This window comes from Peribacillus simplex (genome assembly GCF_001542915.1).
In the GTDB taxonomy this organism is placed as follows: Bacteria; Bacillota; Bacilli; order Bacillales; family DSM-1321; genus Peribacillus; species Peribacillus simplex_B.
Genome location: NZ_LNNH01000027.1, coordinates 94092 through 109335 on the forward strand (window position 1 = coordinate 94092; position 15244 = coordinate 109335).

General features: G+C 44.8%; 14 protein-coding genes. 11 read left to right on the plus strand and 3 right to left on the minus strand.

Features of this window, described 5'->3' with window-relative positions:
• Positions 1-332 precede the first annotated feature (332 nt).
• The 4 genes from AS888_RS13855 to AS888_RS13870 all read left to right on the plus strand — a co-directional run bounded on the left by AS888_RS13855 (position 333) and on the right by AS888_RS13870 (position 4555).
• Positions 333-1604 carry an ABC transporter substrate-binding protein gene (locus tag AS888_RS13855; RefSeq protein WP_061142744.1) on the plus strand — a complete coding sequence of 424 codons (1272 nt, stop codon included), beginning with the start codon at positions 333-335 and terminating at the stop codon, positions 1602-1604.
• 81 nt (positions 1605-1685) lie between these two features.
• A complete protein-coding gene (locus AS888_RS13860; RefSeq protein WP_061142745.1) occupies positions 1686-2588 on the plus strand; it encodes a carbohydrate ABC transporter permease in 903 nt (300 codons plus the stop codon).
• Positions 2589-3419: a carbohydrate ABC transporter permease gene (locus AS888_RS13865; protein ID WP_061142746.1), complete on the plus strand. Its 831-nt coding sequence runs from the start codon at positions 2589-2591 to the stop codon at positions 3417-3419.
• A gap of 146 nt (positions 3420-3565) precedes the next feature.
• Entirely contained in the window at positions 3566-4555 is a 990-nt protein-coding gene (locus AS888_RS13870; protein WP_061142747.1) for a LacI family DNA-binding transcriptional regulator, read from the plus strand.
• 423 nt (positions 4556-4978) lie between these two features.
• Here AS888_RS13870 and AS888_RS13875 read toward each other — a convergent pair whose 3' ends face one another.
• Positions 4979-5188, minus strand: a complete 210-nt coding sequence (locus AS888_RS13875) for a hypothetical protein (RefSeq protein ID WP_061142748.1) — start codon at positions 5186-5188, stop codon at positions 4979-4981.
• Positions 5189-5393: 205 nt separating this feature from the next.
• Between AS888_RS13875 and AS888_RS13880 the strand changes: the two genes are divergently transcribed.
• From AS888_RS13880 to AS888_RS13895, 4 genes are all read left to right on the plus strand, one after another.
• Positions 5394-7196 (plus strand): glycoside hydrolase family 2 protein, encoded by a 1803-nt coding sequence (locus AS888_RS13880; protein ID WP_061142749.1) that lies wholly within the window; start codon positions 5394-5396, stop codon positions 7194-7196.
• A gap of 79 nt (positions 7197-7275) precedes the next feature.
• Positions 7276-8448, plus strand: coding sequence for a galactokinase (locus AS888_RS13885; protein WP_061142750.1), 1173 nt, complete (start codon positions 7276-7278; stop codon positions 8446-8448).
• A gap of 111 nt (positions 8449-8559) precedes the next feature.
• Complete coding sequence (gene galT, locus AS888_RS13890; protein WP_061142751.1) at positions 8560-10047, plus strand: UDP-glucose--hexose-1-phosphate uridylyltransferase; 1488 nt, start codon at positions 8560-8562, stop codon at positions 10045-10047.
• Between the two features lie 17 nt (positions 10048-10064).
• The gene (locus tag AS888_RS13895) at positions 10065-11114 is read left to right on the plus strand and encodes an aldose epimerase family protein (protein ID WP_061142752.1); all 1050 of its coding nucleotides are present in this window, start codon (positions 10065-10067) and stop codon (positions 11112-11114) included.
• A gap of 274 nt (positions 11115-11388) precedes the next feature.
• Here the strand turns inward: AS888_RS13895 and AS888_RS13900 are convergent, their stop codons facing one another.
• Positions 11389-11838, minus strand: a complete 450-nt coding sequence (locus AS888_RS13900) for a YfmQ family protein (RefSeq protein WP_061142753.1) — start codon at positions 11836-11838, stop codon at positions 11389-11391.
• Positions 11839-12107: 269 nt separating this feature from the next.
• On the opposite strand from AS888_RS13900, the gene AS888_RS13905 reads away from it, so the two are divergent.
• From AS888_RS13905 to AS888_RS13915, 3 genes are read left to right on the plus strand one after another with little or no spacing between them, the layout of a single operon-like run.
• Positions 12108-13115, plus strand: a complete 1008-nt coding sequence (locus tag AS888_RS13905; RefSeq protein ID WP_061142754.1) for a phosphotransferase enzyme family protein — start codon at positions 12108-12110, stop codon at positions 13113-13115.
• 19 nt (positions 13116-13134) lie between these two features.
• Positions 13135-13509, plus strand: a complete 375-nt coding sequence (locus AS888_RS13910) for a bleomycin resistance protein (protein WP_260320208.1) — start codon at positions 13135-13137, stop codon at positions 13507-13509.
• Positions 13510-13565: 56 nt separating this feature from the next.
• On the plus strand, positions 13566-14087 hold the full coding sequence (locus tag AS888_RS13915; RefSeq protein ID WP_061142755.1) for a GNAT family N-acetyltransferase: 522 nt from the start codon (positions 13566-13568) through the stop codon (positions 14085-14087).
• A gap of 94 nt (positions 14088-14181) precedes the next feature.
• Here AS888_RS13915 and AS888_RS13920 read toward each other — a convergent pair whose 3' ends face one another.
• The gene (locus AS888_RS13920) at positions 14182-14979 is read right to left on the minus strand and encodes a peptidoglycan-binding protein (RefSeq protein WP_061142756.1); all 798 of its coding nucleotides are present in this window, start codon (positions 14977-14979) and stop codon (positions 14182-14184) included.
• Between the last annotated feature and the right edge of the window lie 265 nt (positions 14980-15244).

Genomic DNA, 15244 nt, shown 5'->3' on the forward strand with positions numbered 1-15244 from the left:
TTTGATGGACTACTTTTTTTAGTGTCTTTTACATCCCAGCCAATGGCGGCGGGCGAATCTGGCATCGGCAAACCGACTCCATTGTAACGGCACCCTTTTTCAAAGTTGTCTGAATTTTAATTTTTGGTGTGGGAAAAACCGTTGACAACAAATAGGTCCAAGTATATATTTATTTTAAGTAAAAATTTTACTTAAATTTTTTTATCGGTAGTTGAAAGCGCATTCATCAAAACGGGAGGTGTGTTGCTGATAGAAGGGGAACGATGTCTTACGATCATCCATTCCTGATTGTATTCAAGTGGATCGAAATAAACATAAGGGAGTTAACCTAGATGAAAAAGAAAAAGCTAATCGGCGCTGTCTTGGCAACAGCGCTTGCGATAGGATCTTTGGCTGCTTGTTCCAATGAAGATAAAGCTTCGACCTCCGGTGATGAAGGCAACGGTAAAAAGATCACATTTTGGACACCATTTTCTGGTGCGGATGGCCCGAGAATGAAGAATATTGTCGAGAACTATAATAAATCGCAGTCTGAATATGAAGTGAATATGCAAATCGTTCCGCAATCGGATTATTATAAAACGGTCGATGTAGCATTTTCCGGTCAAAAAAATGCTCCTGATCTATTAATCATGCATACCGATCAGTTAACGAACTATGTGGAAAAGAATCTAGTGAAAGATGTTAGCGAGACAGTGGCATCTGCAGGTATCAAACAAGAGGACTATTCCGAAACGGCCTGGGGAGCCGGGACAGTGGACGGAAAGCAATATGCGATCCCGTTGGATATCCATCCCCTGCTTCTGTATTACAACAAGGACTTGTTCAAGGCTGCTGGTTTGGATCCTGAAAAGGCCCCGGTGAATCGGGACGAGTTCCTCCGTTTTGCGAAAAAGTTAACGGACAAGTCAAAGGGACAATATGGCTATGTCGTGCCGACTCTTTGGCCGAATCAGTTCATTTACCCGACGATCTTCTATCAAAATGGCGGGGAATTCTTAAAGGATGGCAAGCCTGATTACAATAGCCCGGCTGGTGTTGAAGCATTGACCTTCCTGGCGGATCTTATCCACAAGCAGAAGGTGTCCCCGGCCAATGTTCAGCAAGATGGAGAAGTGAACCTTTTCCTTCAAGGCAAAAATGCGATGCAGTTCAATGGACCGTGGATGATGGAGCAGTGGGACAAGGCAGGCATTAATTATGGGGTTGCCGAAGTGCCGCAATTGGGAACGGAAAAACAAGCGGTATATGCAAATGGTCATAATTTTGTCATACCCGCTACTGTTAAAGATAAAGAAAAGTTGGCCGCCATCAATGATTTCCTGAAATTCGCTGCCAAGAACACATTGGAATGGGCAAAATCAGGTCAAGCCCCTGCTTCCAAGGCAATCTATGAGCAAAATGAAGAATTTAAAAGCATGGTTCAACAGCCTAAGGTTGCCGCTTCGTTTGAATACGCCAAGTTTGCCCCAAGAATTGCAAACTGGGGCCAGATCTCAGATCCATTATGGGCTGAAGTGAATCTGGCGTTATTAGGGAAAAAAGATCCAAAACAGGCGTTGGATGATGCAACGAAAAAAGCCGACCAGATCTTGAATAAATGACTTGAAGGGGGCGGCAGGTGAATATCACTTGCTTCCTCCTATTATTATATCGACCGCAGAGATTAATAAGGAGAGAAACCTATGCAGCGAACATCGTGGAAATCGAAAGCCACTTCCAGTTTATTTGTCTTACCGTACTTGATCTTGTTTACTGTTTTTCTCATAGCACCGATTGGATATGGGGTCTGGATCAGTTTGCACGATTGGGATTTGCTGAATCCGGTCAAAGAGTTCGTCGGGCTTAAAAACTACCTGAATATTTTTGACTCTGAATCCTATCTGCACAATTTATTTTTTGAGGGACTGAAAAATACGTTCTTGTTCGTCCTCTTCAGTGTGCCATTACTTGTCGCCGTCGGGCTTGGTTTAGCGCTGCTGCTGAATGCCCTGCCAAAGAAACTGACAGGTCTATTCCGAACTGCTTATTTCATCCCCTACTCTGTATCCGTTTCCATCGTTGCCATCATCTGGCTTTGGATATTTGATACGAACAGTGGCTTAATCAATCAATATCTCCAGAAGGTAGGGCTTTCGGCAATCCCTTGGCTGACGGATATCCCTTGGGCCTGGGTTTCCATCATCATCGCGACGCTTTGGTGGACGATAGGATTCAATATGGTAATCTTTACCAATGCCTTGAATGAGGTATCGGAGGAATTATATGAAGCCGGTTCATTGGATGGGGCCAACAGATGGCAGACCTTCTTTCACATTACGCTGCCGACCATCAAGCCAACGATGCTATTCGTCACCCTTACCTCGACGATCGCATCCTTCAATATCTATGGCCAGCCTTATTTGATGACCAGGGGCGGTCCCGGCACATCAACGCAGGTCCTCCTGATGAATATTGTCGAGGAGGGCTTCAATCAGCGGCAATTGGGAAATGCCGCAGCGATGTCGATATTGATGGCCCTGATCATGATCATCATCTCACTCGTTCAATTTAGACTGACTAGGGAAAAGAAGGAGGCAATGAAGTAAATGAGAAATAAAGGGTTCAAGATATTTATAGTCACGATAGCGATTGTCGTTTCCATCTTCTTTATCGCTCCTCTTTTTTGGATGCTGGCTACTTCCTTTAAAACGGATCAAGAAGCCTTCACCTCTGGAATTAAATGGATACCGGAAGTATTCACGCTGGAGAATTATACGTATAGCCTTAGCGGCGGCTCGGATACGCCAGTCTTTACGTGGATGTCAAATTCGCTATTTGTCGGAATTGCAGGCACGTTGATCGTGTTAATTGTCGATACCCTTGCTGCATATGGTTTGGCGAGGCTGGACGTGCCTTTCAAAAAGCTATTGTTCGCGATGTTCATTGGCTCATTGACGATTCCATGGGTGATCACGTTTTTACCTTTATATATGGGGTTCAACCAGCTAGGTTTATTGGATACATATGCCGTGCTCATTTTGCCTTATTCCGCCAACGCATTTGGCGTGTTTCTTTTATATCAATCCTTCAAGGCTTTCCCGAAGGAATTGGAGGAGGCAGCCCATCTGGATGGAGCGAACAAATGGCAGGTGTTCACCAAGATTGCCTTACCATCTGCACGCCCCATTATTTGGACATTGGCGATTTTCACCTTCATGTCGATTTACAACGATTTCCTTTGGCCATTGCTGACGACAAGCTCGCCGGAAATGCGAACCATCACGACCGGCATTGCCATCATGCAGCAAGGAAGCTTCGTTTCTTCACCAGGAAGGCTAATGGCGTTAACGGCGATTGCCACCATTCCCGTTATCCTTATCTTCATTTTGGGTCAGCGCTCGTTCATCAAGGGAGTCACCCAAACAGGCATTAAATGAAATGATTGCAGGGGAGCGGGAAATGGGCAGGTATCCCGGAATGATTTACGATTCCCTTTAGGAATAGCCCCTTTCTTTTTTATGGATAATATGAAATTATTAAGATAAGGCACATACAGAAATTATGTAAGAATGGATTGATTAGAATGGCCACGATAAAGGATATAGCTGAAAAAGCTGGCGTTTCCATTGCGACCGTTTCAAGAGTTCTGAATTATGACGATTCCCTTTCCGTTACGGATGAGACAAGGAAAAGGATATTTGAAGCAGCAGAAACGTTATCATATAAACGGCGGGCTATACGAAAGGCAGCACCTTCCAAATTTGCGATTATCCATTGGTATACAGAAAAAGAAGAGCTTGAAGACTTATACTATATGTCGATCCGCTTTGGAATCGAAAGGCGCTGTCAGCAACTGGAGGCCCAGCTCGTAAAATATTTTTATAATGACCTGGAGGAAGTGAAGCTTGAAAATATCCAAGGGATCATTGCAATAGGGAAGTTCAGTAAGGAGCAAGTCCTTGCACTTGCGGAAATTACGGAAAACATCGTCCTCGTTGATCATAGTCTTGAAGATGATTCATTTGATTCCGTCAAAATCGATTTCGAGAAAGCCACTAAAAAGATCATTAACTATCTAATTGAAAAAGGACATACCTCGATCGGCTACATAGGAGGAAAAGAGTCCTATAAAGACAAATCCGGCGATATCAGGGATTTGCGCGAACAAACCTTCAAAATCTATGGAAATGAAAAGCAAGTGCTTGAAGAAAAGTTCATCTATATGGGGACTTTTTCCGTGGAGGACGGATACCGATTAATGAAAGCGGCCATTACCGAGCATGGTGACGAACTGCCTACGGCCTTCTTTGCCGGGAATGACTTGATTGCGATCGGTTGTTTACGTGCATTGCATGAAGAAGGCATACCGGTGCCCGAACGAGTCAATATCATTGGGCTCAATGATATCAGTGTTTCGAAATATGTCTATCCAGCGCTAACGACCCTTAAGGTGCACACGGAATTGATGGGGGAAACGGCAGCCGACTTAGTGATGGAGCAAGTGATGGGTCGCAAAATCGTCAAGCAAGTCTTGATCGGTACGGAATTGATCATCAGGAGCAGCAGCTTCTGAATGAAATGATGCAGAGTGAATCGTGATTCTTCAATTTTTTTGAGGAGTGCACATAGACCGTTACATTCCACTGCAGGTGCTCCCTTTCCGCGGGCGGTCCTTGAGCCTCCTCGGCTTTCAGCCTGCGAGGTCTCACGTAGACGCGCATTTCCCGCAGGAGTGTCGCGCCTTCCGTTTCATTCCACTCTGCGTGAAAACGGAGATGGAAACTTCATTGCCCACCGAACTGATGGTTATAGAACGAACGTTACATTCCACTACAGGCGATCCTTATCCAGAGGCGGTCCTTGAGCCTCCTCGGCTTTCAGGTGGGCACTGAAAAAGTCCGTTTAAAGAGAAAAAGAAGCTAATTACCTACTGCATATAGGTTGTTAGCTTCTTTTATTGTCAGTATATAGATGAAAATTTAAAAAGCGTTATTTTTCAGCAGCCTCTTACAGCCTGCGGTGTCTCACGTAGACGCGTATTTACCGCAAGCAGGAGTGTCGCGCCTTGTTTTTCATTCCCCTTTGTAAGAATTTGAAGATAGCATTCCATTGCCCATAGCTCTGGATTATCTGTTCTTAGCCCGTTTCTTTTCACTTCAACCGGAAGTCTTGCATCCATCGTTCCGGGATCACGATGTTTTAACAATTACCTTTAACTCCCATTACTTTTAGCTTGAAACTATGGAATCCTTCCATGGTTTTTTATTTTGGTAAGAAAAAGGATTGATAAAAATTTTACTAAAATTATTGACGTTATTTTACTGATTATATAAAATGGTGTTGTAGGCGCTTTCAATAATCGTAATGACTTTTTTTATAAGGAAATCAATCATCTATAGGGAGAGAATGCCATGACATATCGCCAGGAATATCCAAGACCTCAATTTGTTCGCAAGGATTGGCTGAATTTAAATGGGGCCTGGTCATTTGCTTTTGACGATCAAAAAATTGGTTCCGATCAAAAGTGGTATGCGCAGGATGCCGCGGTTTTTGACAAGGAAATCCAAGTCCCCTTCGCCTATCAAACGAAGCTGAGCGGCATTGAAGATAAAAGCCTTCACGATATCGTTTGGTATAAACGGCATTTCGAACTGTCCGATCTATGGAAGGGAAAACGGATCCACCTTCATTTTGGAGCGGTGGATTATCGATCATGGGTATACGTGAATGGACAGTTTGTGGGATTTCACGAAGGTGGTCACACAAACTTTAAGTATGACATAACGGAGTATTTAACTGGCGGGGAAGAAACGGTCGTTGTAAAGGCAGAGGATCCATCCACGGATGAAACGATCCCGCGCGGCAAGCAGTTTTGGCTCGAAAATTCGGAATCGATTTGGTACACGAGAACGACAGGCATCTGGCAAACGGTTTGGATCGAGCCGGTCGAGCCAGTGAGTGTGGAGAACCTTAAATGGACGCCGGATATCGATCATGGAAATATCCAAATGGAATTTGAGGTATCGGGAGACTACAGCGGAAAACATGTAGACGTCGAGATCAACTTCCAAGGGGAACGGATCGTCAAGGATAGCCTGTGCATCATGGAACGATATACGAGCCGCAGCTTCAACCTCCATAATCATAAAATTTTCAGAACGAACACGCACCATGACGGCTGGAACTGGACCCCGGAGAATCCAAACCTTTTTGATGTAACGATAAAATTGAAAGATGAGAATGGCAGGTTACTAGATGAGGTGGAAACATATTTCGGGATGAGGAAGGTCCATACGGAAAATGGCATGGTTTATTTGAATAATAAACCCTATTATCAAAAGCTTGTCCTTGATCAAGGGTATTGGGAAGATGGGCTGCTGACGGCCCCCACGGATGGAGATCTGAAAAAAGACATTGAATTGGCTAAGGAAATGGGCTTCAACGGGTGCCGTAAGCATCAAAAGACAGAGGATCCCCGTTTTTTATATTGGGCGGATAAGCTAGGCTATCTTGTTTGGGGAGAGTGTGCGGCATCCGCTTCGTTCAATAACGATTCGGTTGCCCGTTTAACGAGAGAGTGGATTGAGATGGTAGCAAGAGATTATAATCATCCCTCGATCGTCGCTTGGGTGCCTTTGAACGAAAGCTGGGGCGTGCCGCATATCAAGGATAATTCCAATCAGCAGCATCATTCGTTGGCGATGTACCACCTCCTTCACTCCTTGGATGGAACGAGGCTGGTGATATCGAATGACGGCTGGGAACTTACGAAAACGGATATTTGCGCCATCCACAACTACAATCACGGTGCGAAGGATGAAGAGGGCAAATATGAAACGTACAAAGGCGAGTTGGCGACAAAAGAGGCTGTCCTTGCGTCCATGCCAGCGAAACGAAAAATTTATGCCGATGGTTTTTCCCATCAGGGAGAACCGATCCTTTTGACCGAATTCGGCGGTATCGGCTATAAGGTCGGGGAAGAAGCTGGTTGGGGATATACATCGGCCGTAAATGAAGAAGAATTTGTAGGGGACTACCGAAGAATTATGGAAGCGATCTATGCATCCAACGTTCTTCACGGATATTGTTATACCCAACTAACGGATGTAGAGCAAGAAATCAACGGGATCCTGACCTATGATCGAAAACCGAAATGTGACTTGAAAAAGATCAAGGAAATCAATGATATGTGGCATCCGGAAACGATCTCTTAACGAAAAAGGGGCCAGTGGCAGAGGATATGAAGCTTTGCGCTGGCCTTTCATTTTATCAAGGATATATAAAGGAGGGCCCATGGACAAAAACACGTTAATAACTGAGTTTCAGCATGTATTTTCAATCGAGGCAAGTCAGGGGGTGCACACCTTCTTCTCGCCAGGACGGATTAATCTTATAGGGGAGCATACCGATTACAATGGGGGATATGTGCTGCCTTGTGCAATCACATATGGTACCTATGGCGTTGTCAAGCTAAGGGAAGATCGCCGCGTTCGTGTCTACTCAAAAAATTTCGCAAACAAAGGCATCATCGAATTCTCGCTTGATCGATTGGAATTCGATGCAAAAGATAATTGGGCTAATTATCCAAAAGGCATGATTCGTTATATACAGGAAAGAGAGGGAGCACTTCCTGTTGGCTTTGATTTATATGTGTCTGGCAATCTCCCGAATGGAGCCGGTCTTTCTTCATCCGCGTCACTCGAAATGCTGATGGGGGTCATCCTGGATGAGATTTTTGCTCTCGGGGTTGACCGTATCGAGCTTGTCAAGCTTGGACAAAAGGTCGAGAACGAATTCATTGGGGTCAACAGCGGTATCATGGATCAGTTCGCTGTCGGGATGGGGAAGGTGAATTGCGGGATATTCCTGGACTGCCAAACACTTGAATATGAGTATGCCCCGCTGAATATCGAGGGCCATAAAATCATCATCATCAACTCCAACAAAAGAAGGGAACTGGCAGACTCCAAGTATAATCAGCGCCGTTCGGAATGTGAGGAGGCATTGCGGCTTTTGCAAAGTAAGCTGGATATCCAAAGCCTGGGTGATCTTACGGAAGAGGAATTTGAAGCCAACCTTTCCTTGATTGAAGACGATATGCTAAAGAGGCGGGCCAAACATGCGGTGTATGAAAACAACCGGACAAAAAAAGCCTTGAAATCGCTGAAGGAAGGGGACTTAAGCACCTTTGGGAACCTCATGGATGAATCTCATCTTTCCATGCGCGATGATTATGAAATCACGGGAATTGAATTGGACACCCTAGTGGAAGCGGCGTGGGAACAAGCGGGAACCGTGGGAGCGAGAATGACCGGCGGCGGTTTTGGCGGATGTGCGATAGCATTGGTCGATGCGAATGAGGTGGATTCCTTTATCAAAGAAGTCGGTGGACGGTATAAGCAAGAAATTGGCTATGAAGCCGATTTTTATGTAGCAAGCATAGGGGACGGAGCCAAACGAATCTGAAGGTCCGCTCTCGTCTCTCGGTCCCCTGAGATTAAAGGCAAAAGATGCATGGAAATGGCATTGAACCGATCCACCAGGATAGGAAAAATAGATTAGCGAAGGAGTGTTTATATGGACATATATACAGCTATTCAAACACTTCTGAATCGGGCCGTTCAGCTCCATTTGATGGTGAAAGAGGATGAAATTTATTCCCGCAATCAAATGTTGGCCATCCTTCATTTGGAGGAATTCCCGCTTGCGGCAGAGGAACGGAAAAATGCAGCGATTCCTGATTTGCTTGAGGAAATGGCGGTTTATGCCAGCGAAAAGGGCATCATTGGTGATCTCGACATCGATAAAGAAATCCTCAGCAGTAAAATCATGAATGTTCTCATCAAAAAACCGTCGGAAGTGAATGGAACCTTTTATGAAAAGTATCAGCAAGACCCGAAAGCGGCGACAGAATATTTTTATCGATTGAGCCAGAACAGCAATTATATACAAATGAAGCATATCCATAAAAACATCAACTACAAATTGGAAAGTCCATTCGGTGAACTCGATATTACGATCAACCTCTCGAAGCCGGAAAAGGATCCAAGGCAAATCGCGTTGGAGAAAGAAAAACGGCAAGCCCTATCCTATCCCCGCTGCCTCCTCTGCGTCGAGAATGAAGGGTATAACGGGAGGATCGGCCATCCGGCACGTTCGAATCATCGGACGATCCGGCTTGAATTGACGGATGAACGCTGGCATTTTCAATTTTCTCCGTACGTTTATTATAATGAACATTGCATTGTTCTTTCGGAAGAGCACCGTGATATGAAAATAACCAAAGGAACATTTTCAAGGCTCTTGGAATTCGTGGAAAAGTTTCCCCACTATTTTATTGGTTCGAATGCAGATCTCCCGATTGTAGGAGGGTCGATATTGAATCATGATCATTACCAAGGCGGGAGATATGAATTTGCCATGGAAAACGCAGTGGAAGAATTCCGCTTCGACGTGGACGGTTTTCCGGAAGTGACAGCCCATACCTTGAAGTGGCCGATGTCAGTCATTCGTCTAAGAAGTGAAAACAAGGAAGAGTTGATGGAAGCGGCGGCGGACATCCTCGAGAAGTGGAGGCTATACTCGGATGAAGAGGCGGAAATAATCGCTTATTCAGGTGAGACGCCGCATAATACGATCACGCCGATTGCACGCTGGAAGGATGGTCATTTCGAGCTGGATCTTGTACTGAGGAACAATCGTACAAATGATGAGCATCCAGATGGAATCTTTCATCCCCACCGTGATGTGCATCATATAAAGAAGGAAAATATCGGCTTAATCGAAGTGATGGGTCTTGCCGTTCTTCCGGCAAGGCTGAAAGAGGAGCTGGAGGAGATCGAAGCCTATTTGTTGGGCGGAACGAAAAAAGTGCAGGGATATCATTCGTCATGGGCTAACGAAATCAAGGCACGCTATGAGGCAAGCATTTGTAAAGAAACCGTTCAAGGCATCCTGCGAAAAGAATTGGGTGTTAAATTCCTCAGGACATTGGAGGACGCCGGCGTATTCAAAAGGGATCTGCAGGGTCAACAGGCATTCCGCCGGTTTTGTCTGAGTCTATAGGATGGAGGAGAAGGGAAATGAAGGTATCTCAAGCTTTTTTAGGGGAACTGGATGGAAAGCGAATCGTGGAACATAAAATCGTCAATGATGCAGGGATGGAAGTAACATGCCTCAATTATGGCTGTACAATCACCAGCATCTTCGTTCCTGACCGACATGGGAAAACGGAAAATGTTGTACTCGGTTTTGACACCGTTGCCGAATATCAGAAGCATTCCCCCTATTTTGGCTCAGTGATCGGACGCCACGCTGGCCGGATTAAAAATGGGCTGCTTACAGTGGATGGAGAGACGTACAGACTTGCCCAAAACAATCTTGGCAACCATCTTCATGGCGGCATCAAAGGGTTTGATAAAGCGGTTTGGGATGTATCCATCACCGAAGAGGCCGACTCAATAAGCCTTCGCTATAGCCGTTTAAGCGACCATCTGGAGGAAGGCTATCCTGGAACGGTTGAACTGGCGATGATTTATACGGTGACAAACGATCATGAAATCATCCTTACGCTCGAAGGCGAAAGTGATCGACCGACCATTTTGAATCTGACCAATCATACGTACTTTAATTTGAGCGGCAATCTGAAACGGTCAATCGCATTACATCGGCTGACGTTAAAAAGCGATCAATGCCTGGAGCTTGATGATTGCTTGATACCAACAGGTCAGGCCTTGGATGTGGAGGGGACTGTATTCGATTTCCGCAAAGGCCGTGTTATCCAAGACGGAATCACATCACGGCATCCGCAAAACCTCTTGGCTGGAAACGGGTATGATCATCCTTTTCTATTACGAGGGGGCGATTCAGCGGACATCGTTTTGGAAGATGAAGAAAGCGGCCGCAGACTTATCATTGAAACCAATCAGCCCTCGGTCGTTTTATACACCGGCAATTCTTTGGAAGATGATTTTCAAATTCGCGGAAAGCAATCGGGAAAATACCTGGGCCTGTGCTTGGAAACCCAAGGTATCCCGGATGCCATCAATCATCCACAGTTCCCTACTACTCTTGTGGGCGAGGGGGAGCGGTATAAGTCTGTGACCAAGTGGCGTTTTGGCACAACCGAATAAATGACTCCTCATGGAGTGTGGACCCCATGGAGGTTTTCAGACTGCAGGCAAACTCCACAGCATTGGAATTTGTCTGTCCCGTGAGAAGATAATCCAGTAGTGCTGGAACTGATGAGCTTAGCCATGCATGACGCATATCATATTCGGCAGATTGTATGCCTAAGTAATATCCAAGGAGCTTGGGCAAGGAAATGAAGCTTTTAATGGAATAAGAAGGGGGAACGTCCAAATCGGACGTTCCCCTTGTCTATACCTGAATGACCACTTTGACCCTTTAAGCTAAATCGCTGCTTAATCGCATAGAACGTTCTTGGAGGCTATCGCAAGACAGGGTATACGCAGCTAATTTCTTCTTGTATTGTTTAACTACATCGATGTGGTCAGGGTAGATGAAGACATGTAACTTTATATCTTTTTTACCTTGTTTCGTATCAAAGATTAATGGAGTTCCCCCGTTTTCCGGATGCAAAAACAATCGTTCGTTGCCCGGGAATATATGTTTTTTCTTTAAGAATTTCGCCTCATTATAATGATTTATAACATGCAGCTTGTCTTCGCCCTCCAAGCGTTTTCCCTGGATCGTCAAACTTGTATGAGCTTGGTTGAGTTCGAAATGAAGTTCGAATTTCTTAAGGATCCAATTCACTGTACTCGTTGGAAGACAGGAAACCAGTAGCTTAATGATACTAAAGAAAATGGTTAAAATTAAAGCGGTCGTTGTCACCTATCATCATCTCCGTAATATTTAATAATATATTATTGAATTGATGATAACATGCTAAAGCAGCTCAGGGCATAATAGCTCTCAAAGTTAATAAATTGTCCACATTTGTTACCGAGTCTTGAAAATAAAAAGTAACGGTCATCCCACCCTTCAGGTTTCCTGGAGTTTTTTTTCATGAGTAAAAAAAGCTGAGACAAAAAAAGGAGAAAGGCGAATGGATATCGTATAACCAAGTAGGACTTTTTGCGTCATTAAAGGGAGTGAAGAAAATGGAAGCGTCAATAGAGAGGATTTTCACCGCTGAAATGGTGGAGTTGGCCGGGCGTTATTTTCAAGTGAACACAGGGAATCCGGTCAAATTGGGCGATGCCGAGAACTATGTATTTGAGGTTTATCGCGACGGGACACCATATATTCTGAGGTTGACCCATCAATCACATCGTGCAAAAGCTCAAGTGCTGGCTGAGCTAAAATGGATGGAGTATCTGCACAATGACGGATGCGCGGTTCCGAAGGTTATTCCTTCAAGGGACCATAACCTGGTTGAAATGGTAAAGGGGCTTGATGGGTCGGAGTTTCATTGCTGCCTGTTTGAAAAGGCCCCTGGTGCAAGAGTGAAGCTAACGGATGTTAATCATGACGGGGATTTATTTTATGTATGGGGGAAAACGATAGGTCAGCTGCATAAAAAAACAAAAGACTACATTCCTGAAAAAGTTTATCAAAGGATGGATTGGCATGAAGAAGAATTATTGGATGCTGCACACTATCAAGCCGATGCTCCGGAACAAGTGTTGCGGCAGCAAGAAGTAATCACCAGCAAACTAAAGGCGCTTCCAGTCCACCGCGATAACTTCGGCTTGATTCATTCCGATATTCACCACGGGAATTTCCATTACCATGAAGGCAGGATTCACATCTTTGACTTTGATGACTGCTCCAATCACTGGTTCGCCAGCGACTTGGCCATCCCTTTATATTATTTGATCGGGAGCTTGGAACGCGAAGGCGTGGAAGACCTGGATGGATATGCCGCCCAATTCATGAGGGCATTCATGAAGGGCTATGAAACGGAAAATAAACTGGCACGTGAAGATTACGAGACAATTCCTTTATTTTTGAAGGTAAGAGATCTTACATTATATAATTTTTTTCATAAAAAATATGATTTGGAAAATTCGGATCGTGAATGGAACAAAACGGTTCGAACGATCGAAAAAAGAATCATCGAAAACCGTCCGATCGTTCACTTCGATTTGGACGTGGCATCACGATGACACGGGGGATCGAGCAGGCATGATATACAAGGCACTAATACCTGAATTATCCGTAACGAATATTAGTGAATCGAAAAAATTTTATCTTGATATTTTGGGATTTCATTTGGAATATGAACGTGTGGAAGATAAATTCGCCTTTCTTTCATTAGGCGAAGCACAAATGATGATAGAAGAAATGAACGGGAGCTGGAATACAGCTGAATGGATGTATCCACTGGGTAGAGGAGTTAACTTTCAAATGGAAACGGATGATGTAGAAGGAATGGCGGCTGCTTTAAAAGGGCATGGAATAAAATTATTCAGGGATGTAATGGTCAATCATTACGAAAGCGCTGACGGGGGTGTCACCGTGAAGGAGATCTTAGTGCAAGATCCGATGGGTATTTACTAAGGTTTTCACAGATGATATCAGCTGGCAGCATATGAAAAATGGGGGAGGGAAGAAGGATGTCCGAGACGCTTTCATATAAAATCAGGACTGCTGAAGGGAAAGATGCAGAAGCGGTTTTGGCCATACAGCAAGCCGTTATTTCCGAAGGCGAGTATTTCATTGCCGTATCGGACGAGTTCAATAAAACGGAGCAGCAGCAAAGGGAATGGATACAAGGACTATTGGAAAATGACAGGGAAACGATCATTGTCGCCGAAGTGAAGGGGGAAGTCATCGGCTGGATAGTGTTTCAATCTGAAAAACGAAAAAGGATGTCGCACAAGGGCTCATTCGGCCTCATGATCAGCGACAGTTACCGTGGGCTGGGAATCGGAGAAAAGCTGCTTCGTGCATTATTGGATTGGGCAGAAGCGAACCCGCTCATCGAGAAGGTGAGTTTGGGCGTGTTCTCCACCAATCACCGGGCCATTTCCTTATACAAAAGGATGGGGTTCGTTGAAGAAGGCCGTAAAATCCAGGAATATAAGCTGAATGATCATGTATACGTGGATGACATTTTGATGTATAAGTTGGTTTGATGATCGAAAGAAAAAAGGGCAGGTATGGAAACAGTTGCCTCCATGCCTGCCCTTTCCGTTATGTAATGGATTTATATGATGAATCAGCAATCGGTCATTTGATGACCTTGACCTTCACTTGCTTTCTTCCCCATGTTAACGCATCATCTTCCTTTGGTATGAATACATCGATTCTGTTTCCTTTGATGGCGCTGCCCGTGTCTGCCGCGATGGCTTGTCCGTACCCCTCGACTTCGACGATGGAGCCTAACGGAATGACATTGGGGTCGACGGCTATCAGTTTCGCATCATCATACTTTTTCAGGTCGACGCCCATTCTGGTGGTACCTGAGCATCCCTGGCAGCTCGCTGTATAAGCTGTGCTTGTGACCGTAAGCTCTTTGGCGGATGAACTCGCTACACTAGCTTTTTCCTTCAATTTACTGAAGGTCCGTGCACCGGCCATTCCATCGGCCGATAATCCCTGTTGTTTTTGAAAATTGATAACGGCTTGCTTCGTGCCTTTGCCATAGATGCCATCAATCGTCGATGTGTAGGCATCCTTTGCTTTCAATAACCTTTGCAGCTCTGCTACTGGTCGTCCCATATCCCCGCTGCGCAACACCTGTATTTTTTGATTCGTTTTCGCTCCCGCTATTCCATCGGCTTTCAATCCCGATTTCACCTGGAACTTCTTAACCGATGCTTTTGTAATCGGCCCATAATACCCTGTTTCTTCATGATAAGGGAAGACCCCTTTGGTCATTAATAATTCTTGGAGCTCTTTTACATCACTATTACTCATTCCGAATGAAAGGGTGCGATTCCCGGCTGCGGCTTCGCTGTCTGTTGGCGTGCAAACGCCTAGAATGAATACGGAAGCCGTCAGGATCGTTAATATTATCTTCTTCATGTTTATCCTCCTCGTTGTTTCCTGCAGTTAAACGATTCGTTAACCCATCCCCTTTTTTAGCGCAGGTAAGGAAAAACACCGCGAAGGCACTAAGGAACTGTTAAAACATGTAACGGCAAAGGAAAGAAATGAGGCGGAGATAGGGCTACGATATCCTTAGTCATCGCGGATTTTGCATTCGAACGATGCAAGAAGGAAAAGATAGCTTAGAATCCTTATCCTTTTTAATGGAACGAAAATGAGAGGTCGGTTCAGTTGAATAAGG